At 64.6% G+C, this 21,773-nt stretch carries 15 protein-coding genes; 7 read left to right on the top strand and 8 right to left on the bottom strand.

The window, feature by feature from the left end; genetic code table 11:
• Positions 1-115: 115 nt before the first annotated feature.
• The 3 genes from AC3WKX_RS23265 to AC3WKX_RS23275 form a co-directional block, all read right to left on the bottom strand.
• The gene (locus AC3WKX_RS23265; RefSeq protein ID WP_102605262.1) at positions 116-1,963 is read right to left on the bottom strand and encodes an ABC transporter ATP-binding protein; all 1,848 of its coding nucleotides are present in this window, start codon (positions 1,961-1,963) and stop codon (positions 116-118) included.
• A complete protein-coding gene (locus AC3WKX_RS23270) occupies positions 1,956-3,722 on the bottom strand; it encodes an ABC transporter ATP-binding protein (RefSeq protein WP_087693868.1) in 1,767 nt (588 codons plus the stop codon). Before AC3WKX_RS23270 ends, AC3WKX_RS23265 begins: the two co-directional genes overlap by 8 nt.
• Before the next feature lie 146 nt (positions 3,723-3,868).
• Positions 3,869-5,101, bottom strand: a complete 1,233-nt coding sequence (locus AC3WKX_RS23275; protein WP_102605261.1) for an acyl-CoA dehydrogenase family protein — start codon at positions 5,099-5,101, stop codon at positions 3,869-3,871.
• Positions 5,102-5,513: 412 nt separating this feature from the next.
• On the opposite strand from AC3WKX_RS23275, the gene AC3WKX_RS23280 reads away from it, so the two are divergent.
• From AC3WKX_RS23280 to AC3WKX_RS23310, 7 genes are all read left to right on the top strand, one after another.
• A complete protein-coding gene (locus AC3WKX_RS23280; RefSeq protein WP_102605260.1) occupies positions 5,514-6,557 on the top strand; it encodes an ABC transporter substrate-binding protein in 1,044 nt (347 codons plus the stop codon).
• Positions 6,558-6,573: 16 nt separating this feature from the next.
• A complete protein-coding gene (locus AC3WKX_RS23285) occupies positions 6,574-7,305 on the top strand; it encodes a class II aldolase/adducin family protein (protein ID WP_003216972.1) in 732 nt (243 codons plus the stop codon).
• Between the two features lie 161 nt (positions 7,306-7,466).
• Positions 7,467-8,642 carry an LLM class flavin-dependent oxidoreductase gene (locus tag AC3WKX_RS23290; protein WP_102605259.1) on the top strand — a complete coding sequence of 392 codons (1,176 nt, stop codon included), beginning with the start codon at positions 7,467-7,469 and terminating at the stop codon, positions 8,640-8,642.
• 3 nt (positions 8,643-8,645) lie between these two features.
• A complete protein-coding gene (locus AC3WKX_RS23295) occupies positions 8,646-10,196 on the top strand; it encodes an ABC transporter substrate-binding protein (RefSeq protein ID WP_102605258.1) in 1,551 nt (516 codons plus the stop codon).
• Positions 10,189-11,235: an ABC transporter permease gene (locus AC3WKX_RS23300; protein WP_102605257.1), complete on the top strand. Its 1,047-nt coding sequence runs from the start codon at positions 10,189-10,191 to the stop codon at positions 11,233-11,235. Before AC3WKX_RS23295 ends, AC3WKX_RS23300 begins: the two co-directional genes overlap by 8 nt.
• Complete coding sequence (locus tag AC3WKX_RS23305) at positions 11,232-12,068, top strand: ABC transporter permease (protein WP_102605256.1); 837 nt, start codon at positions 11,232-11,234, stop codon at positions 12,066-12,068. The genes AC3WKX_RS23300 and AC3WKX_RS23305 overlap by 4 nt, the downstream gene beginning before the upstream one ends.
• Positions 12,065-13,843 carry a dipeptide ABC transporter ATP-binding protein gene (locus AC3WKX_RS23310; RefSeq protein WP_102605255.1) on the top strand — a complete coding sequence of 593 codons (1,779 nt, stop codon included), beginning with the start codon at positions 12,065-12,067 and terminating at the stop codon, positions 13,841-13,843. Before AC3WKX_RS23305 ends, AC3WKX_RS23310 begins: the two co-directional genes overlap by 4 nt.
• Positions 13,844-13,940: 97 nt before the next feature.
• Here AC3WKX_RS23310 and AC3WKX_RS23315 read toward each other — a convergent pair whose 3' ends face one another.
• From AC3WKX_RS23315 to AC3WKX_RS23335, 5 genes are all read right to left on the bottom strand, one after another.
• Positions 13,941-15,020 (bottom strand): LLM class flavin-dependent oxidoreductase, encoded by a 1,080-nt coding sequence (locus AC3WKX_RS23315; protein ID WP_010171267.1) that lies wholly within the window; start codon positions 15,018-15,020, stop codon positions 13,941-13,943.
• Positions 15,021-15,039: 19 nt separating this feature from the next.
• Entirely contained in the window at positions 15,040-17,601 is a 2,562-nt protein-coding gene (locus AC3WKX_RS23320) for a TonB-dependent receptor plug domain-containing protein (RefSeq protein WP_087693862.1), read from the bottom strand.
• 149 nt (positions 17,602-17,750) lie between these two features.
• Complete coding sequence (locus tag AC3WKX_RS23325; RefSeq protein ID WP_102605254.1) at positions 17,751-19,307, bottom strand: ABC transporter substrate-binding protein; 1,557 nt, start codon at positions 19,305-19,307, stop codon at positions 17,751-17,753.
• Positions 19,308-19,311: 4 nt separating this feature from the next.
• Positions 19,312-20,520 carry an LLM class flavin-dependent oxidoreductase gene (locus AC3WKX_RS23330; RefSeq protein ID WP_008430959.1) on the bottom strand — a complete coding sequence of 403 codons (1,209 nt, stop codon included), beginning with the start codon at positions 20,518-20,520 and terminating at the stop codon, positions 19,312-19,314.
• Between the two features lie 13 nt (positions 20,521-20,533).
• Complete coding sequence (locus AC3WKX_RS23335; RefSeq protein WP_008430961.1) at positions 20,534-21,760, bottom strand: alpha/beta hydrolase family protein; 1,227 nt, start codon at positions 21,758-21,760, stop codon at positions 20,534-20,536.
• Positions 21,761-21,773 lie beyond the last annotated feature (13 nt).

A 21,773-nucleotide genomic window follows, 5' to 3' on the forward strand; every position in this document is an offset into this window, starting at 1 on the left:
ATGGCGTACGTTTGGAGGGAGCAAGTCCATGCTTACTTTTGCGCTTTTCAAAAGTGAGCCGCTGTAAGAGCGGAACCAATCTCAAACATCACCCAAAAAACGGATATACCCCCAATCACCCGACAACCAAATCCCCCACCCGAGCACTCTGCAAATACGTCTGATACAACGCCGCATAAGCCCCCCCACGATCAATCAACGCATCATGCGCCCCAAGCTCAACGACTTGCCCATGCCGAACCACAGCAATCCGGTCCGCATCCCGGATCGTCGCCAGCCGATGGGCAATGATGATCGCCGTGCGCCCCAGACACAGCCTGCGCAACGCCCGTTGAATCCGCCGCTCTGTGTGAATGTCCACCGCCGAAGTCGCCTCATCCAGCACCAGCACCGCCGGGTCCGCCAGATACGCCCGCACCAGGCAAACGAGCTGCCGCTGCCCATGACTCAAATGCGCCCCCAAAGGCCCAACCTCGGTGTGGTACTGATGCGGCAACCGCTCCAATACCTCATCGGCGCCCAGCTCCCGGGCCGCCGCGACCAGGGTCGCGTCATCCGCCAACGGCGCCGCCAACCGCAAGTTGTCGAGAATGCTCCCGCTGAACAACACATTGTCCTGCAACACCACCCCGACATTGCGCCGCAACGCATGCTGGGCCAGCTCCCGCACATCAATCCCGTCCAGCCGCACCACGCCCGACTGCACCTCATAAAACCGCGTGAGCAACTGCACCAGCGTGCTTTTCCCATGCCCCGAAGGCCCGACAATCGCCAACACCTCACCCGCAGGAATATGCAAATCCAGCCCATTGATCACCGGCGCCTGCGCACTTGGCACATAACTGAAACCCACCTGCTCGAACCGCACCTCACCCCGCGCTCGGCCCAAATGGCGCGGTTTAGCGCTGTCGGTAATCTGCGCCTGGGTATCGAGCAACAGGAAAATCCGCTGCGCCGACGCCGATCCGGTGGCGTAGCGTTCAAACAGGTCCGACAGCTCCTGCAACGGCCCCAAGAACAGGAACACGTAAAACAGACTTTCGGCCACTTGCCCGACCGACACTTCACCGGCCGCCAGCCCATAGCCGCCCACCAGCAATAACAAGGCGATTCCCGCCGAACTCAGCAGCGCCGTAAAGGGCGCAAACCACCCCGAGCGCAAGCTGCCGCGAATCAGTGCATGGTTGAAGTCATCCAACAGCCCGCGATAACGCCGCAGGTTCGGCGTCTCCTGGGCGCACTGCTGCAGCATCCGCGCGCCGCTGACGCTTTCCACCAGGTGTGCGGTAAAACGGCTGCGGTTTTCCGCAACCCGCGCCCAGTTGCGCTGGGAGATCCGCTTGAAACTCCAGGTCGCCAGCACCAGCAACGGTACGGTGGCCACCAGGCTGAGGAAGAAACGCGGGTCGATACGCCACAACATCACCGATGCCAGGCCACAGCGCAGCAAGGCACCGAGCAGTTCAGGCGGGCCCTGGATCACCAAGGGTTCGAGGGCGTCCACGTCGCGGTCAACCCGGGAAATGATCCGCCCGGCACGGGTCTGGTCGAAGTAGCTGACGCTCAACCCCTGGACATGCGCAAACACCTGCACCCGCAGGGCGTTCAACACGCGGATCGCCGCGCCACCGGCAACAAACTGCGAGACCCCGGCCAGCAGGAATCGCACCAGCCAACTGGCGGCCAGCCCCGCGCCCAGCCATAGCACCAGGCGCTCGTCCAGCAGCCAGTGGTCGGCCTGCTGAATCAAGCCACGGTCCAGCAGTTCACGCACGAACCAGGGTCGCAAAAACACCGTGAACACCAGCAACAGCTCAATGCCGATCACCGCGAAAATCGAGCGGCGGATTGGCCTGAGCAGCGGCAGCAAGCGTTTGAACATGCTGCGGTCGAGGGCCTTTTTCGCGAGCATTTCTTCAATTTCGATATCGCTCAAGGCTTTGCCGGCGATTGGATTAGCCATGGTCGATCCCCAGCAGGTCGCGGTAGTGCGGGTTGGTGTGTTGCAGTTCGGCGTGGGTGCCTGTGGCGGCGATTTTGCCGTCCGCGAGCATCAGCACCCGGTCGGCCAGGAGGATGGTCGACAACTTGCTGGAGATCACCAGCACGGTGGTACCGCGCAGTTCTCGCAGGTTGTTCAGTACGTGCCGTTCGCTGATGGCGTCGAGGGCGCTGGTGGCGTCGTCCAGGCACAGGATGTCCGGTTGGCCCAGCAGCGCCCGCGCCAGGCACAGGCGCTGGCGCTGGCCGCCGGACAGGGTCACGCCACGATCACCCAGCGGTGTGGCCAGGCCGTGGGGCAGGCGCAGCAAGATGTCGTCCGCTGCGGCGAGGCGCAGGGCTTCAAGCAATTGCTCATCAGTGGCGTCGGGAGCGTTCAGGCGCAGGTTGGCGGCGAGGCTGCCGGCGAACAGGAAGCTCTCTTGCGGCACCACGTGCACCCGTTGGCGCAACGCACCGAGGTCAAGTTCGCGAATGTCTTGCCAGCCAGTGCCGTCATGGCCCAGCAGCACGCGCCCGGTGCTCACATCAGTGAGGCGTGGCAACAGGCTGGCCAGCAGGCTTTTCCCGGTGCCGGTGGCGCCCACCAACGCGACAATTTCGCCGGGCACCAGGGCCAGCGAGCAGTCATGCAGAATGTCCCGCCCACCGCCGGGAGCGCTGACACTGACGTGCTCCAGGCGCAACCCCAGGGGCGAAGCGGGCAGGGTGGCGCTGCCGCTGCGTATCGCTGCGGGGGCGTCCAGCAGTTGCCAGATACGTTCGGCACTGGCCCGGGCATCGGCGAAGGTTTGCATCACCCGGCCAATGCCTTCGATGCGAAATACCAGGGTGGTGGCGATCAGCAGCGAGGTCACCAGTTCACCGATGCCCAACTGACCGGCCGCCACCAGGTGGGCGCCGTAGACCAGGATCCACACATGGCCGAGGGCGACCACGGCCTGGGGCAGCGGAATGCGTGAACTGGAATAGGCCAGCGCCTGGCGGGCCAAGCCTGCGAACACTGCAACCTGTTCGGAAAAACCCTGGATACGGCTCTGCTCAAGGGCAAAGGATTTGATCACACGCACCCCGCCGATGCCTTCACTGAGGTCCTGGTTGACGCGGTCGTAGGCCGCGCCGACGCTGCGGTCGAGTTCAACCAGGCGTTCGGTTTGCAGCACGAAAATCCACAATCCGGTGACGGTCAGCAGCAGCGGTACCAAGCCCAGCCACGGGTTGTACCAGCTCAACAGGCCCACGGTGGCCAACACCACCAGCGGGGTTTCCACCACCTGGCGCCAGAAGGTGATCAGCGCGTCACGCACCTTGTCGGCATCGCGGGTGGTGCGGGTGATCATCTCGCCCATGCCGTGCTGCCAGTGATAACCCAGGTGCAGGCTTTGCACCTGGGCGAGGATGCGTTCGCGCAGGCGCGTCAGCAGTTCCTGGCTGAGCACCAGGGACATGACGCTGGCGGCGTATTGCAGCGCGCCACGGCCCAGGGCCACGGCGAGCATCAGCCACAGCCAGTGCCAGCCAAGGCTGGCATCGAGGCTGCCGTCGGCGTGGCGGATCACTGCGCGACCGGCGCTGACATCGTTGACCGCATGGCCGATCAGCCATTGTTGCCAGACCAGGCCGAGGTTGATGGCCACGAACAGCCCGGCGACCAGAGCGAAGCGCCAGGGCATTTCGCGGTAGATCGCCAGGCTGCGCAGAAGGGGGTGTTTTTCGATCATGAAAAGCTCATTGGGTTTATTGATCCTTCCCAAACTGTGGCGAGGGAGCTTGCTCCCGCCGGGTTGCGAAGCGACCCCAAAAACAGGGCCTGCTGCGCAGTCCAGCGGGACCAAGCTCACTCGCCACAGGGATGTGTTGGGCTGGTCTAGCGAGTGGTAGCGCCCTGGGTTTCCTTGGCATTGAGGATCGCCGTGTACTCCCCCGGATCAATCCCGTTCAGGTAGTAGTTGCCCACATGGTGCAAGCGCCAGCGAATCGGGTCGTGGGTGGTATGCACCCGGGCGTTGCGCCAGAACCGGTCGAGGTTCCATTTGCTCAGCGACGAACTGGCCCCCAGCAACGAGAAAATATCGCTGGAGATCTTCAACGAAGCACTGTCCGAATGCGCCCGTGCCGTGGCCACCGACAGGATCAATTCGTCCTGCAGTTCCTTGTTCTCCGGGTCCAGCTCATGTGCGTCGAACACCCGCGCCGCATCCCGCAACAGCGACTCGGCTGCACGCAGGGCCACCGCGTATTCGCCGATCTGCTTGATGATGTGCGGCTCTTCATTGGCGTGGTCCACGCCGCTTTCCACCCAGGGCCGGGCGTTGTGCTTGAGGTACTCCACCGCCGCGGTCAGCGCGCCCGAGGCAATCCCGGTATCGATCGCCGCATGCAGGATCTGCGGGAAGGTCAGGCCGGTGCGTTTCATCGGGCCCTTGCGCTTCGAAACGAAGTCTTCATCCAGCTCGATATTGTCGAAATTCACCGTGCCGCTGACCGAGTTTTTCTGGCCGAAGGCTTCCCAGTCATCCACCAGGGTCAGGCCCGGTGCGTTGCGGTTGAGCAGCACGCCGGCGCCGCCGTCATCCGAGGCCGCGGTCAGGGAGATCCATTCGGCAAGGTAGGAACCGGTGGAGTAGAACTTGCTGCCATTGAGTACCAGCTTGCCATCTGCACGCCGCTCGACGCGGGTCTTGAGGGCGAACTTGTTCTTGCCGCCGACTTCCGCCAGGGCGTTGCCAAAGCGCTTGCCGGCCAGCACATCGGCCACCAGGCGATCACGCACCGCATCCGGATAGCCGTTGAAGATGCCCCGCAGCATCACGTTGTGAATCTGCAGCAACTGGCCCACACCACCATCGGCCACCGAGACCAGGCGCACGGTTTCGACGATGGTTTGCACCGAGGCCCCCAGCCCGCCGAATGCCTTGGGCACACCGATGGCGGTCAGGCCGCTTTGGGACAGCAGTTGCGCCTGGCGCCACGGCAACTGGCCGTTCTGGCTGCTGTCGGCGGCAATCGCGGCGATCTCCACGGCGATTTCCTTGGCTGCGGCAATGGCTTCGGCCTCGCTGAGCAATTGGCGTACCGGTACCTGTTCGAACGTACTCATAGTTTCTTCCCCTGATTTGGCCCGTGTGTTTAAGCCCCTCTGCAGGAGCCGGCTTGCCAGCGATGGACTCAAGTGCACCGCGTAAACCCGTCAGTACACGTCATCGTTAACCACCATCGCTGGCACGCCAGCTCCTACAGGGGATTGCGCTGGATGTCGGGCATTGAAGGTGCCTTGAGCAAGTTCTGCGCCAATGCCGAAAACCACCCCTGGCGGGGCCTGCGATAACGGAGTGTTGCTGGGGCAGCAGTGGCGAACGGGTGACTGCTGGGCCAGCAGCAGCGCTGCTGACAGGCCAGCAACAGTACTTCGACTCTTTGCGCCAAAGCCCTGCAAACCGGGGCTTTGGCCAATTGGCACGGCCTCTGCAATACCTCCATGGACTGCCTTGCCCAATTCAATGGAGCTGCCCATGACCCTTTCCGCGATCCTGCCCAAGCCAGCGCTTGAGCAGATCTGGTTTACCCGCTGCCCGGTACCGACCGCCTCCGGCATCGCCTACAAACTCGGTTGGCTGGGCGACGAATTCGCCGCCGACGGCCTGTCGGTCTCGACCTTGCAGGAGGCCCGTCAACTGGGCCATCACCACTACGATCACGAGCTGCCGGGGCTGTTTCGCGAAGGCGGTAATGTGCCGGCATTGGCCGCCCGTGCCGCCGGCGCGCCGAGCCGTTTGATCGGCCTGACCTGGATCGAGGAATGGCAAACCATCCTGGTCCGCCCGGACTCCGGCATCACGCGTCCCGAGCATTTGAAAGGCAAGCGCCTGGCCTTGCCGGCCTGGGGTGACAGCCGTCCGGGGAGCATCGCCCGGGCCATGAGCCTGCACGGTTACAAAGGCGCGTTGAGCCTGGCCGGCCTGGGCTTTGATGACGTGCAACTGGTGGAGGTCGCGCTGCACGATCAGGAGCAGGCGCCCAACCCACAGGAAGGTTTGCAACGCCTGTGGTCGGGCCTCGATTACCTGGCGCGCGGCGAAGTGGACGCGGTGTACGTCAAGGGCGCTTCGGCCGCCGACGCCGCGCGCCGTCTGGGCCTGGTGGTGGGCATCGACCTGGACCTGATCGCCGAGCCGCGCTACCGCATCAACAACGGCACGCCGCGCCCGATCACTGTCCACCAGAGCCTGCTGGACAACCACTTTGACCTGGTGGTGCGTTTCCTCGCACAAACCCTGAACGCGGCTGACTGGGCCGCGAACAATCGCGACGGCCTGAACGCGATTCTCGAAGAAGAAACCCGCGCCGGCAGTGCCGGTGTGGCCGAGGCCTATCGCGGTGATTTCCATACCACCCTGGCGCCGGACCTGTCGGCCGAGCGCCTGGATTTCCTCGGCATCCAGAAAGACTTCCTGTACCTGCACGGCTTCCTGGAGCGCGATTTTGCGATCGCCGACTGGGTCGACCCGCGCCCTCTGCAAGCTGCCCATGAACTGTTGGCCAAGCGCCGCGCCTGAACCCGGAGAAACTGCCATGACTGCCATTGTCCACGCCCAACCGATCACCCAGGAACTGCAGGCCTTTATCGACAAGGTCCTGCTGGAAGCCGAAGAAGCCTTCACGGTTTTCCGCGAAACCAACACCATCACCGCCAACGGCACCGTGGGCTTTATTGAGCGCGTGCCGGGCCAGGAACTGCTGGTGTCGGTCAACTACGGCGGCCCGTGGAACTACCGCAAGCCGCTGCAGGCCACCGTCACCGACTTTGCCGGCAACGTGATTGTCGGCAAGGGCAAGGGCGGCCTGGGGCGCTACACCAAGCTGTTCCAGCAGCATGCAGACGTGACCACCGTCTCCCACGTGCACTCGCCGTACCTTGGGGCCTGGGCCCAGACCCACCGCACGCTGCCGTTCCATTACGTGCCGGTGCAGCGTTACCAGTTGGCGCGGGAACTGCCGGTGTACATCGACCGTCGCCAGCAGGAAGTGGATTTCATCCTCGACAAGATCGCGGAAAACCCCTTCAACCTGGCGATCCTCGAAGCCAACGGCGGCTCCACGGTGTGGGGCAAGCAGGGGTTGCGGGCCACGGCTGAGTTCATCCTGTTGCTGGAGGAGGGCGCGCAACTGCAATTGCTGGCGGATGCCCTGGGCGGTTCGCGGGCATACGGGCCGGGGGTGTTGACCCAGCAGTGGAAGATGAGTGGGTTGTTTGAGCAAGCCACGGCGCTGGGCCTGGTCCCCGCCATCGACCGCAAAAACTGAACACACCCTTATCACGGTGACTGAAACCACCACGACCCCTGTAGGAGCCGGCTTGCCGGCGATAGCGGTGCATCAGGCGACATTCCTGTTGGATGTGCCACCGTCATCGCCCCCCCCCCCCGGCTCCTACAAGGGGCGGTTCCATTCAAGGATGTTGCCCCATGGCGGTAAAAATTCTCTGGTACCTCACCACCCCCGACGGCCCTTATCCATGGGAGCCCGAAGGGCGCTGGAAGACCGACTTCCAGCATCTCAAGCAACTCGCGGTCGCCAGTGATCGCCTGGGTTTCTACGGCTCGCTGCTGGGCTCCAGCCCCAACGAAAGCCTGGCGGTGGCCGCCTCGCTGATCGACGCCACCCAGCGCCTGCGTTTCCTGGTGGCGCAACACCCGGGCGAGCTGTCACCGGCAGTCCTGGCCAAATGGGCCCTGACCTTCGACCAATTCTCCAATGGCCGCCTGCTGTTCAACGTGGTCAATGGCAATGATGCGGGCCTGGCGACCCTCGGCGTGCATTACCCCCACGATGAGCGCTACGCCTTCAGCCTCGAATACTGGCGCGCCTTCCAGGGCTTCTATGCCGGCGATACTCGGGGTTATGACGGCCAATACGTCAAGCTCGCACCGCGTGCGCCGGGAGCGGCCAAGCATCCGCTGGGCGGCTGGCATCCGCCGTACCAGAAACCGGGCATCCCGCTGTGGGGCGCCGGCACCTCGGGGCCAGGGGTGGAACACTCGGTGCAATTGCTGGACGTGTACCTGAGCTTCGCCAATACGCCGCCGAAGCTGGGGGACAAGTTCCGCAAGGTCGCCGCCGAAGCCGCGAAGATCGACCGTGAGCTGACCTTCGGTACCCGCCTGCAAATCATCGTGCGCGAGACCGAAGAAGAAGCCTGGGCCCACGCCGAGAAACTGCTGCAACGCACCTCGCTGCAAACTGCGCGCAATGCCATCGAGCGCCAGTTGCCACCCGGGGTGAGCTTCGAGGATTACCACAGCGACGACCCGCAAACCCAGCGCAACGTCGAGACCATTCGCGCCGGCCGCCTGCCCACGGCTCGCGAGCTGGAGATCTACCCCAACGTGTGGCTCGGCCCGAGCCTGTTCGGCTTCAACATCCTCGGCCCGGCCGCCGGCACTTACCTGGTGGGCAGCGCCGAACAAGTGGCCGAGCGTATCCGTGAGTACGAAGCCCAGGGCACCTCGGCGTTCATCCTGTCGGGTTTCCCGCTGATCGATGAGGCGCACCGGGTGGCAGACCTGCTGTTCCCGTTGCTCGACCTGGACCATGGTTTTGATGTGCCGCGTCTGAACGCCGTGCAGCAGCAAGAGGCGTAGCTGATGAGCGAAGGATTTTCCCGCCGAGTGTTTCTCGGCAACAGCCTGGCCATCGGCGGCGGCTTGCTGCTGGGTGGTTGTGACAGCGGGGCGGCGCCGACTGCGGTGTTGTCGACCACACCGACCACCGGCGGACGCCTGCGCATCGGCATTATCGACGGCGACCAGTCCGGCAACCTCGATGCCCACAAACCGGTGGGCGGCGGGATCATTCGCGGCTGGGCGCTGTACAGCAAGTTCTGGGAATGGAACACCGACGTCAGTACCCGCCTGGCCCTGGCCGAGTTCGCCGAGCCGAACGCCGATGCCAGCGCCTGGACCATCCGCATCAAGCCGGGCCTGGAGTTCCACCACGGCAAGACCATCGGCGCCGACGACATGCTGTTCTCGCTGCTGCGCCTCACCGATCCGAAACTTGCCTCGCCGTTTGCCGGACTGGTGGGCGCCATCGACCGCAATGCGCTGCGCAAGCTGGATGAGCGCACCATCGAAATCCGTTTCAAGGAGGGCCAGAGCTTTTTCCCGCTGGATGAAACCCTGATCAGCTTCGGCGGCATCGTGCCCACCGACTACGACCCCATCACCAATCCGGTGGGGGCCGGCCCCTACAAACTCAAGCGCTTCGTGCCCGGCCAGCGCTCGCTCTACAGCCGGTTCGAGAATTACTACAAACCCGGCCAGCCTTATGCCGACGAACTGGAAATCATCGAATTCAAGGACCAGGTCTCGCGGGTGGCCGCATTGCGTGCCGGGCAGATCGATGTCGCCAGCGGCGTGCAGGCCGAGCACAGCGCGCTGCTCAAGGCCGACTCGCGCCTGTCGCTGTGCGTGTCGCCCAGCACCTCGTTTACCGGCTTCAACCTGAACCTGGCCAAGCCGCCGTTTGACGACGTACGGGTGCGCCAGGCGTTTCGCTTGCTGGCTGATCGGCAAGAGTTGGTGGACCGGGGCCTCAACGGCTTCGGGCGCATCGCCAATGACCTGTATTCGCCCCACGACCCCACCTACAACCACGACATTGCGCAGCGCCCCCATGACCTTGAGCAAGCGCGCTCGCTGCTGCGCCAGGCCGGGCAGACCGATCTGCGGGTGGAGCTGACGACCCCGTCAGGCTCCGGCGTGAATGCCGCTTTGGTGTTTGCCCAACAGGCGAAGAAGGCTGGCGTGGAGGTCCGCGTGACCCAGGTCGACGGCGCGGTATTCAACGGCCCGCAGCGCGAGCAGTGGCAACTATCACCGGGTTCGACCCCGGCCCGTGGCTTCCTCGCATCGGCGTTGCACAACGACGCGCCCTTGGCGATCTACAACCGCAGCAACTTCCATGACCAGCGTTTCGATGCGCTGTATCGCCAGGCCCTGGCCCAGCCGGATGTGCAATTGCGCAAAGGCCTGGTGCACGAGGCCCAGCAGATTCAACACGAACGCGGTGGCCTGCTGATCTGGGGTTTCAACGATGTGCTGGACGCCGCCTCGGTACGGGTCGGCGGCCTTGCGCCGGAACAGACCACCTTCGCCTCCTGGCGCTTTGACGAGCTGTGGTTGAACCATGTCTAACCCCCTGCGAACGCCGGCCTGGTTATCGTGGTTTATCGGCCGCCTGGGCTACGGCCTGCTCACCGCGTGGGTGATCAGCCTGGTGGTGTTTATCGCCACCCAGGCGCTGCCATCGGACCCGGCCCGGGTGATCCTCGGCCCCGACGCGCCACTGGAAAGCATCCTCACCCTGCAACATCAACTGGGGCTGGACCAACCGATCCTGCGCCAATACCTGCGCTGGCTCGGCTCGGCCCTGAGTGGCGACCTCGGGGTGTCACTGGATTCCAACGCGCCGGTCGGCAGCATCCTGTGGGGGCGTTTCGGCTACACCCTGGCGTTGCTCGCCGGGGTGATCGCCGTGGTGGTGCCGGCGGCGCTGGGCCTCGGCGTGTACCTGTCGCTGCGCCGCGACAGCCACCTCGACCGCTGGAGCCTGTCGTTGCTGATTTTCCTCAAGGCCACGCCGGGCTTTCTGTTGGCCATCGGCCTGGTGCTGCTGTTTTCCATGCCGCATATGGACTGGTTGCCGGCGGTGTCGATCCTCGACCCGGATCAGTCGCTGTGGCGCCAGTTGCCGTTCCTGGTGCTGCCGGTTCTGGCCCTGAGCCTGTCAGCGCTGCCGTACCTCACGCGCATGGTGCGCGCCGCGATGATCGACGCGCTGGAGTCCGACTACGTGATCGCCGCACGGCTGCGGGGCATTCCCCATTGGCGGATCGTGTGGCGGCATACCTTGCCCAACGCGCTGGTCCCGGCGATCCAGGGCGTGGCGCTGACCTTGCGCACGCTGATCGGCGGCGCAGTGCTGGCCGAAGTGATCTTCAGTTACCCCGGCATCGGCACCGCCCTCAACGCGGCGATCCAGATGCGCGACTTGCCGATGATCCAGGCCATCGTGCTGGTGATCACCCTGGCGGTGGTGCTGATCAACCTGTTGGCCGACCTGTTGACGGTGCTGCTCACGCCCAAGCTGCGCACGGCCCGTCGCGTGACCCTGATTTCGCGCAACCGCCGGGGCATCACCCCGTGGTGGCGGCGCTCCCGAGGTGATGCATGAGCAAAACGCGAATTTCCCGCTGGCTGGCCGAACCGCAAACCCGCAAGGGCGCGCTGATCACCTTGCTGGTCATTGCCGTGGCGCTGTTCGGTCCGTTGCTGGCGCCCCATGGCTCGACGGACATGGTCGGGCCGGTGTACGGCGCGCCCACGGGGTGGGCGCTGCTCGGGTATGACTTCCTGGGGCATGACGTGTTGTCGCGGCTGCTCAGCGGCGGCCTCTCGGTGCTGTGGATGTCCGTGGCGGCGGCGAGCATTGCCCTGGCCGTCGGCAGTACTCTCGGCTTGCTTGCGGGGCTGTCGCGGCGGCGCCTGGACCAGTTGATCACCTGGCTGGCGGACGTGTCCCTGGCGTTCCCCGACCTGATTCTGGTGCTGTTGATTGTCTCGATGCTCGGCCGCGCGCCGTGGTTGATCGTGCTCACGGTGTCGATTGCGTTTATCCCGGGGGTGATCCGCCTGGCGCGGGCCAGCGCGGTGGCAGTGGCGGGGCAGGAGTTTGTCGAGGCCGCGCAGATGATGGGCTACTCGCGGCGGCGGATCCTGTTCAAGGAGATCCTGCCGAACATCCTTACGCCGTTGCTGGTGCACTTTGGCAACATGCTGACCTGGGGGGTGGGCATGCTCTCGGGCCTGAGCTTCCTCGGTTATGGCGTGGCGCCGCCGGCGGCGGACTGGGGCTTGATGATCAATGAAAACCAGGCCGGGTTGCTGGTGCAGCCCTGGGCGGTGTTGGCCCCCGCCGTGCTGATCGGCGTGTTTGCCTATGGCACCAATATCCTCGCTGAAGGCATCGGCCGCAGCAGCGCACGCCTGGGAGAAAAACAGCCATGAATGCAATCGCGCAGATGACGACGACGGTGCTGCAGGTCAGTGGCTTGCGGGTTGAATTGGCGGGGCAGGTGGACGTGTTGTCCGGCGTGTCCTTCAGCCTGGAAGCCGGGGAAATCCTCGGGCTGGTGGGTGAGTCGGGGTCCGGCAAGACCACCTTGGCTACCGCGCTGCTGGCCCATGCCCGACGCGGCGCACGGATTGTCGGTGGCCAGGTGCATGTCGCGGGCCAGGCGTTATTGGGCCTGGAAGGTGAAGCGTTGCGCCGTGCCCGTGGCAGCCTGATCGGCTATGTCGCCCAGGACCCGGCCACGGCGCTCAACCCGGCGCTGCGCATTGGCAGCCTGTTGGATGAAACCCTGGCGGTGCATCAACTGCGCCTGGACAAGGCGGCGCAGCGACAGCGCATCATTGAAACCTTGCGTGATGTCGGCTTGCCGGATGACCCGCAGTTCTTGCGCCGCTTCCCTCATCAACTGTCCGGCGGCCAGCAACAGCGAGTGATGCTGGCCCTGGCGTTTGTGCTGCAACCGCGGCTGATCGTGCTGGACGAACCGACCACCGCCCTGGACGTCACCACCCAGGCGCATATCCTCGCCACCTTGCGCCGCTTGTGCAAAAGCCAGGGCGTGGCGGCGGTGTATGTGTCCCATGACCTGGCGGTGATCAAGGACCTGGTGGACCGGGTGATGGTGATGTACGCCGGGCGGATTGTTGAAACGGCTACTCGGGACGCCTTGTTCAGTCGGCCATCCCATCCCTACACCCGGGGCTTGTTGGCGGCGATTCCCGATGTGGCCGGGCGCCGAGAATTACGGGCGATTGGCGGGCATGCCCCCGCGCCTGGGCAGCGGCCTCAAGGCTGTGGCTTCGGGCCGCGGTGCGAGCGTTTTCGGGCAGGGTGTTCGCAGCAGGAACCGCTATTGCAGCCGCTGTCGCCAGGGCATGAAGTGGCGTGTCTTGCACCCCATGGTCAGCCGTTGCAGCGCATCGCCCTGGCGCCGATTGCTGCGGTGGACGCGCGCACCGACAAGGCCTTGCTGGAAATCAGCGGGTTGAACGTGGCGTACGACCGCCAGGTGCTGTTTGACGTGTCCCTGCAATTGCTGCCGGGGGAGTGCCTGGCGCTGGTGGGCGAGTCCGGTTCCGGCAAGACCAGCCTGGCGCGGGCCGTTGCCGGGTTGGGGGAGAATGCCGAAGGCGAGCTGCGTTACGCGGGGCAACCGCTGCCGTTACAGGCACGGCAGCGCGAGGCGGGCTTGCGGCACCAGATTCAGTACATCTTCCAGAACCCGTACCGGGCATTGAATCCCCGGCAGACGGTGTACCAGACCTTGAGCGCACCGCTGGAGCACTTCTTTGCGGTTAAAGGCAGTGCCGCGCGTGAGCGGGTGGAGGCGGTGCTCAAGCGGGTGTCGCTGCCGGCTTCGGTGGGCGAGTTGTATCCCCATAGCCTGTCCGGCGGTGAGCGCCAGCGCGTGGCAATTGCCCGGGCATTGCTGTGCGAACCGAAGCTGCTGATCTGCGATGAAATCACCTCGGCGCTGGACGTCTCGGTGCAGGCGTCGATTCTGGATTTGCTGCGCCAGTTGCAGCGGGACGGGTTGACGTTGCTGTTCGTCACCCATGACCTGGGCGTGGTGCGGGCGATTGCCGACCGGGTGTTGGTGCTGAAGGTCGGGCGGGTGGTGGAGCAGGGCGCGGTGGATAGCGTGCTGGATCAGCCGCAGGCGGCGTATACGCAGACGTTGCTTGAGCATTCGCCATCGCTGGGCTGATTGGCACTGCTGCGCAGTGATCGCCGGCAAGCCGGCGCCTACGGTAAAAGGCGCACACCTGTAGGAGCCGGCTTGCCGGCGATAGCGGAGGCCGCCTTTACGCGGCCTTGCGGCGCCGAGCCTCTTCGCGCACCGCCGGGATGATCCACCGCCCATAATCCACGGTGTCATACAGCGGGTCGTACCCCCGGTTCAAAAACGTCGTGACCCCCAGATCCACATAATCCAGCAGCGCCTGGGCCACGGTCTCCGGTGTGCCCACCAATGCCGTGGTGTCGCCATACGCCCCAACGGCCGTCGCCGTCGGCATCCACAACGCGCGGTCATGCCGATCGCCTAAAGCCGCCGCTGCCAGCAACCGTTCCGATCCCGTTCCCTTGATCCGCTTCTGCCACGGGCTGCCCGCCGCGAACTGCGGGTTGGCCTTGATCTGCTCCAGAATCTGCTCGGCCCGTTGCCAGGCCAGTTCCTCGGTCGCGCCCAAGATAAGGCGCACCGACAAACTCACCCTTGGCGCCTGTACACCCGCCGCACTGGCCGCCGCCTTGAGCTTGGCAATCTGCTCCGCCACACCGCTCAACGGTTCGCCCCACAGCGCATACAGGTCCGCATGCTTGACCGCAATCTGGTAGGCAATGTCCGACGAGCCGCCAAACGAAATCGGGATATGCGGCTGTTGCAGCGGCTTGACCGGGGAAAACGCGCCCTTGATGTTGAAGTACTTGCCCTCGAAGTCGAAAGGCTCCTCGGCGGTCCAGGTGCGCCGCACGATCTCCAGGTATTCGTCGGTGCGTTGGTAGCGCTCGGTCTTGTCCAGCAGGAAGTCGCCTTCCTGGGGTTCGGCGGTGATGCCGGTGATGGCATGCAGGCGAATGCGCCCGCCGCCGGTGGTGTGGTCCAGCGTGGCAAACGCGCGGGCTGCGACCGTCGGCGCAGTGAGCCCCGGGCGGTGGGCGATCATGAAGCCCAGGCGCTCGGTGTGCGCCGCCGCGTAGGCGGCGATTTGCAGGCTGTCGGCGCTGCCGGGCCCGCTGGCGATCAGTACCCGGTCAAAGCCTGCGTGTTCATGGGCGCGGGCGTGGTGGCGGATAAAGTCGAGGTCGAAATCCGGGCTGCGGACGCCACGGGTCTCGGACCATTGGCGGGGGAAGATCATGCCGACAAATTCAATGGACATGCTGGGGCTCCTTTGAGGGTTAGAACTGGTAGTCGACCTGGGCCAGCAAGGTGCGGCCCGGCATCGGTTGCAGGAAGGTGTTGGTGGAGCCGGCCAGGCCGCTGACGAAGTTCAGTTCGTTGGTCAGGTTCAGCACGCGCAAGGTGGTGCTCCACTGCGGCTGGCGGTAGTACACGGCAAGGTCGAGGTTGTATTCGTTGGGGATCTTTACGGTCTTGCTCAGGTTCAGGTACCAGTTGCTGGTCCACCAGCCGGACAGCTCGGCGCCAAAGCCCGAGTCGAAGCGGTAGTCGACGTAGCCACTGGCGGTGTATTCGGGAATCTGCACCGCGTCGAAACGCCCGGAAGGTCGCTGGTTGAGGCTGTTGTTATCGCCGAACACCGTGCCGTTGTCGGGCACGAACCCGGCCGATGCAAATCCCGCCTGGGAGGTGAATTCGTTGTAGGCATTGAGCTTGGACAGGTTCAGGCCGCTGCGCAGGTGGTCATCCGGCTGATAGCGCACGGTGGCTTCCACGCCCTTGATCACCAGCCGCGCGATGCTGTTGTTGCTGTCTGGCGCCTGGTCCCGAGCCTGCTTGAACGCGGCCAGGGTCATGAACAATTGGTTGGGCACCGCTTCGACCTTCACGCCCACTTCGTGCAACACGCTCAGGCTTTGGAACGCCAACGGGTTGAGCTGGTTGGCGCCACTGCCGCTGCCCCAGCCCAGGCCGTTGGAGAAGAACCCGGTGTTGACCGCCAGCGAGCGATCGAAGGTGTAGTACAGCGTGGTGTTTTCCGTGGGCTTGACGTAGGGGCTGACCTGGAACGCGAACAGCCGGTAGTTGTCGCTGTCCTTGCGCGGGTTGCCGCCGGCGAGCACGAACGGGTTGTCGATCTCGGCCTCGATCCAGCTGCGGCTGGCACCGATGTTCAGGCCGAAGTAGTCGCCGTACTTGAGGTTGTGCTGGCTGAACAGGGTCTTGGTGGTCCAGGTGCTTTCGGCGGTGTAGGGCGCTACAGACTCGGCGTAGAGCCCGTGCCCGGCCGGGTACATCGGTGGCAGGTTCAGCCAGCCGTAGTAGTTGGAATACTGCGGCACGCCGGGCTGGCCGATCCATGCGCCATTGCCGCCGGCGGGGTTGGCACCGGTAAGGCCCAGCAGGTCGCCGGGGTTCTTGCCCGAGGGGTTCTGGGTCAGGTCATAGGCGTTGATGGTGGAGCCGAAGCTGTTATTGGCCGCAATCGATTGGTTGAATTCGCGGCGATAGATCAGGCCGGTGTTGCTGTCATCCCGCAGGGTCCAGCCGCCCAGGCGGGTTTCATTGCGCGAGCGGAATTCGAAGCGGTTGTCGAAGATGTTGTCTTTGGACTGCACCTGGAACGAACCCACGGCATCGGTGATGTCCTTGGAGCGTTCGTAGAACGTGCTGTTGGCCAGCGTGATGGTGGGCGACAAGTCGGCCTCGACGCGCAGTTGCGTGGTAAAGCGCCGGGAGCTGCTTTCGTCTTCCTTGCGTTGCCCGGTTTGCGAGGACAGCGAGCGTTCGCCGTTGCCCGCCAGCGTCGGGTCATACACCCAGCCCCGCAGGCTGCCGGGGTTGCTCTGGGTGTTGGGCGAGGCGGTCTGGAAGCTGCCGTCCACCACGCTGTATTGGCCCTGGGCATTGCGCTGGCGCTTGACCCAGCCGAGGGTTGGCGCATCGGCGGCGCCAGAGGCCAGCACCGGCGACCACAGGGTGTTGCCGTTCTGGATAATCGGCGTGGCGCGCCCGGCGTAGTACTTGCCGTTGTCCACGAGGTCCTGGGTGGCGCGGTTCCAGCCGTGGGTGATGTTGTAGTCGTAGTAGTTGTCGTAGCTGGCGTTCCAGTCCACCCGCACGTTGTCGTTGCGCCAGGCGAGGGCGCCGTAGAACGCGTCGAAATTGTTGTCGACGTTGTCGTAGAAGTCCTGCTGGCGCTGCTTGGTGATGCTCAGGCGATAGGCCAGGTTGTCGTTCAGTGGCCCGGTATTGTCGATGCTGAATTTGTTGGAACTGCGGGACGTGCCGTCCGGTATCCACGAGCCCAGTTCACCGCTGAGCTTGGTCTTGAACTCATTGAAGTCGGGTTTCTTGCTCAGGTAGTTCACATAGCCGCCGCTGCCGGACACCGAACCGTAGGTGACCGACGACGGCCCGGCGACGATGTCGGCGCCTTCGTAGGCGTTGAAGTTCGCCGGGTGGCGCACGCCGTAACCGCGCTGGCCGTCCTGGAATACCTCGGAGCCCTGGGCGCGAAACTGCGGGGCGATGCCGGCGTTCTGGCCGCCGCCCCGGGTGATGCCGGGGGCGTATTTGACCAGGTCATCGGCGCTGCGGATCGAGTCGTTGGCCAACTGCTCGGCGTTGATCTGCACCACCGAACGCGGCGTGTCGAGGACCTTGGTCTCCGTGCCGCCGTACACCGACGTCGGCGGGCGGGTGGGCAGGGCATCATCATCGGACTGGCTGGCACTGGCCTGCACGGTCACGGTTTGCAGTTGGGTATCGGCGGCAAACGCCTGGATTGGCAGGCTTGCGGCCAGCAGCAGAGGTAAACGCAAGGCGATAGCGTGCATGGCAGAGGTGCCCCATAAAAAACAATGAAGAGCGCACGGTCCCTTGTAGGAGCCGGCTTGCCGGCGATGAGGCCCTTGGGCCCTGCGCCGGTCGACCGGACGCCATCGCCGGCAAGCCGGCTCCTACAGGGCGATGCGGTGTAAGTGGGTCAGGCCGTGTCTTTGAGCCAGAGCTTTTCAAAGCGCCAGGTGCTGAACAGCGACTCTTCCGACTGCGCCCCGCCGACGCGGGTGGAAACGCTGTCGAGCAAGTCGGCGTAGCCCCAGATCAGCATCCCGCCGCGCTCGTACTGGATCTGCTGGACCTGATGCACCAGGGCCTTGCGTTTTTCCAGGTCGGGCTGGGCCATGGCGGCCAGGAACAGCTCGCTGAATTGCGGGTCGTTGAAGTGGGTCTTGTTGGACACCGCAAACGGCGCGTCGGTATGGATCGCACTGGCCAGGAACGGCGCGCCGATGCTGCCGCCGGTGCTCAGGGTCCAGTCGTTTTTCAACGGGCCCTGGAAAGTCGCCAGGTCCACCTGCTTGACCTTCAGGGTCACGCCAATGCGCTTGGCCTGCTCGGCCAGCACCAGCGCCGAACTCAAGCCAGGCCCCGGAGTGGTGATCAATTCCACCTCGAGGTTTTCCTGGCCGGCGTCCTTGAGCAGTTGCGCCGCCCGTTGCGGGTCGTAGGGGCGTGGCCCGAGGTCGTGGTTGAAGGTCGGGTCGCTGGGCGCATACAGGTCATTGGCCACCCGGCCCTGGCCATTCAACGCGCGGCGCACCAGTTCTTCGCGGTCGGCCATCAGGCGAAACGCTTCGCGCACCCGTGGGTCGTTGAACGGCGGCTTGTCGAGGTTCATGTCGAACGACAGCCAGTTACCGGTCACCGAGGTGATCACCTTCAGGCGCGGGTCCTTTTGCAGGATCGGCAACTGCTCGGTGGGCATCACGTTGGCCATGTCGATTTGCCCGGAACGCAGGGCGGCCAGGCGCGAGACCTGATCCTTGAAGTCGATGATCTCCAGCTCATCGGCGTAGGGCTTGCCGTCCTTGTAGTAGTTCTCGAAGCGGGTAAACAGTGAGCGTTGGCCGGGGGTGAAGCTTTTGAGCTTGTAGGGGCCGGCGCCCACCGGGTTGGAGACCGGGTGGTAGTCCACCGGCACGATGCCGCCGAAATTGACCCAGGTTTCTGCCAGCGGCATGTAGCTACGCCCCTCCCGGAAGCTCAGGCGCACGGTGCGGTTGTCGAGCTTGACCAGGTTGTCGCGGTCCACCCAGTGCAGCAGCGCCGCGTAGGGCGAGGCCAGCTGCGGGTCGGTGAGGCGGCGGATCGAGAAGATCAGGTCGTCGGCGTCGATGGTCTTGCCGTTGTGGAATTCCAGGCCGGGGCGCAGGCGCAGGGTCCAGCTGCTGGCGTCGGCATTCGGCTCCGCGAACTCGGCCAGAGCCAGGCGCGGCTGCATCTGCTCGTCCCATTCCCAGAGCTTGCTGTACAACGCAAAGCCGCGAACGATGCCGCTGCCAATGGGTTTGTGGGCATCGAGGTTGCCGCTCTGGTTGCCGTCGAGAATCCCCAGGCGCAGGCGCCCGCCGTAGCGGGGTTGATCGTTGCCGGTGACGTTTTTGGGCGTGTCAGCGGGGCCGCAACCGGCCAGCAGCAAGCCGCCGCCGACGGTCACGCTGTAGCCGAGAAAGTCCCGACGGCTAAGCAGTAGGCTCATGGCATCAGACTCCGGCCGGGCCGTTGGCGGAGCGCAGTTCCAACACCGGCTCCTGGGGACGACTCAACTCGGCGCGTTCACTGCGAAAGTGCGGCAGGATGTGCTCGCCGAGGCGGTAGGCTTCTTCCAGGTGCGGATAGCCGGCGAGGAAGAACAGGTCGATGCCGATGCTGTTGTACTCGCGAATCCGCGCCACCACGTTCTCGTAGCTGCCCACCAGCGCACAGCCCGGTGGAATACCGATGTAGCCAAAACCGGTCCATACATTGGGGTGGATGAAGAAGTCATCGAAGCCCTGGGTCTCGGTTTTTTCGCTGAAGCCGTGCTCGTAGCTGAGCTTGCGCGCCGTACGCAACCCGGCGTGGGCCGCCACGGCCTTGACCGCGCCGCGGGCGATGCCTTCGTCGAAGAAGCGTTTGGCTTCGGTGCGGGCCAGTTCTTCGGTTTCCCGGGTGATCACGTCAATCGACAGGCCGAAGCGAATGTCAGTGCGGCCCCACTTCAGCGCGCGTTCGCGCAGGTCGGCGATCAGGGCGGCGATTTCGTCCGGGTGTTCGGCGCGCATCAGGTAGAAGTCGGCGTGCTTGGCGGCAAACTCCCGGGCGGCGATGGATGAGCCGGCGGTACAGATCAGCGGCAGCTTGGCCTTCTTCAATGGCCCGCGCAGGCCACCACCGTCGGCCTTGTAGAACTTGCCGTCGTAGTGGAAGGACTCGTTGTGCCAATAGCCCTTGACCACGTCCATGAATTCGGTGGCGCGTTCGTAGCGTTCATCGTGGTCGCTGAAGTCGCCGACCTGGCGCTGGATCACGTCCGAGCCGCCGTTGATGATGTTCCACACCAGGCGGTTGCCGGTGGCCCGCTGGTAGGTCGCCGCCTGCTGCACCGCCACCCACGGGGTGTAGTGGTAAGGCTGGAAGGCGGTGACGAATTGCAGGGTACGGGTTTCCCGGGCCAGCAGCGCGCAGACGGTCCACGGTTCTTCGCCGGTGGGCGCGTTGACCATCAGTGCGCCGCCAAAGCCGTTGATCTCCGCAGCCCTGGCGATTTGCCCGAGGTAGTCGATGTAGGTGAAATGATCACCGACACTGAAGCCCGACACCGCGCCGGTGCTGGGCCCGCCGCGATGCCAGTCGCCCCGGTTGCGCGGGTCGCCGGGCAGGAACTGGGTTTCGCCGTGCAAGGGCAGGCGGGTAAAGAATTCGATGCTCATGCAAGCCTCCTGCTTATTGCTCGGTGGGGGCGCAGATCGGGGTGATCGGCTGGTCGTTGATGACTTTGTGGGCAAACGGGATCGAGTCCTTGAGCGATGCATTGACCGTGGCACTGTGGCCCAGGCCTTTGTACAGGTGGCCTTCGACGATGGAGCCAGCCTTGCAGGCGTCCTGCATCAGCTTGACCTGGGTCGCGGCGGCCGGCGTGGTGTCTTCGGCGCCGGTGCCGATGAAAATCGGCTTCGAGGTTTTCAGCGTCGGGTAAGACACCTGCGCCAGCCACGGCGCGAGTTGCTTGCCCTTGTAGTCTTTCTTGGTGTTGGCGATGCTCAGGCCGAGGCCTTCGACATCGCCTTCGAGGGCGAACAGGCAACTGGTACGGGCCTGCTCGAAAATCGGCAGGGCCTTGTCGGTATAGAAGTCGGCGGGGTTGATGCTCGGGTCGTATTGCTGGGCGGCGAGCAACGTGTAGAAGCCGTAGGCCAGGGTGGGATCGACCTTGTTGCGCACTTCCTCGCTGGGGTTCTTCGCGTAGTCGAGGGTGTAGATCACGCCGGTGCCGATGCTGCCTTTCACTCCCAGGTCCGGAGCGTAGGTGGCGGCATAGGCGGCTGCGGCGAAGGCGCCGGCACCGCCCTGGGACTGGCCGACGATCAGCACTTTGTCGGCCAGCCCGGGTACCCCGGCCACCACGGCCTTGGCGGCGTCGAGAATCCCGTAGGCGGCCATGCGACTGTTCAGCAACGGATGGCCACCGGGTACGCCGAGGCCCTGGTAGTCGGTGGCGACGACGGCAAAGCCTTCGGCCAGCCAGCGATTGAGGTAGGCCACGTCACGGTAGGAGCGACCTTGCCACGACGGCGCACACACATCCGCCACGCCCACGGTGCCATGGCCCCAGCTCGCCACTGGCCAACCACCGGCAGGCGGCGTGCCTTTGGGCAGGAACAACGCGCCGGACACCACGATCGGTGTCTTGTTATCGATGCCGTCGGTGGAGGTGTACAGGATGCGTTGGGCGCTGGCGGCATTGGCCAGGCTCAGGGTGTTGTCCAGCGGCTCGCTGCGCAGCAGTTTGCCGGGAACGGCCGGGATGGCTTTTTCCCAGGTGTAGAAAGCCGAGACGCGGCCATCACCTTGCAGCGGGTCAGGTTTGGGGGCGTAGGTGTCGGCAGCAAACACGCTCATGGACAGGGCCAGGACGCTGAGGCCGAAGGCAAAGGAGTGCGGCAGTTTCATGCTCAATTTCCCT

The organism is Pseudomonas sp. GP01-A4 (genome assembly GCF_058780865.1).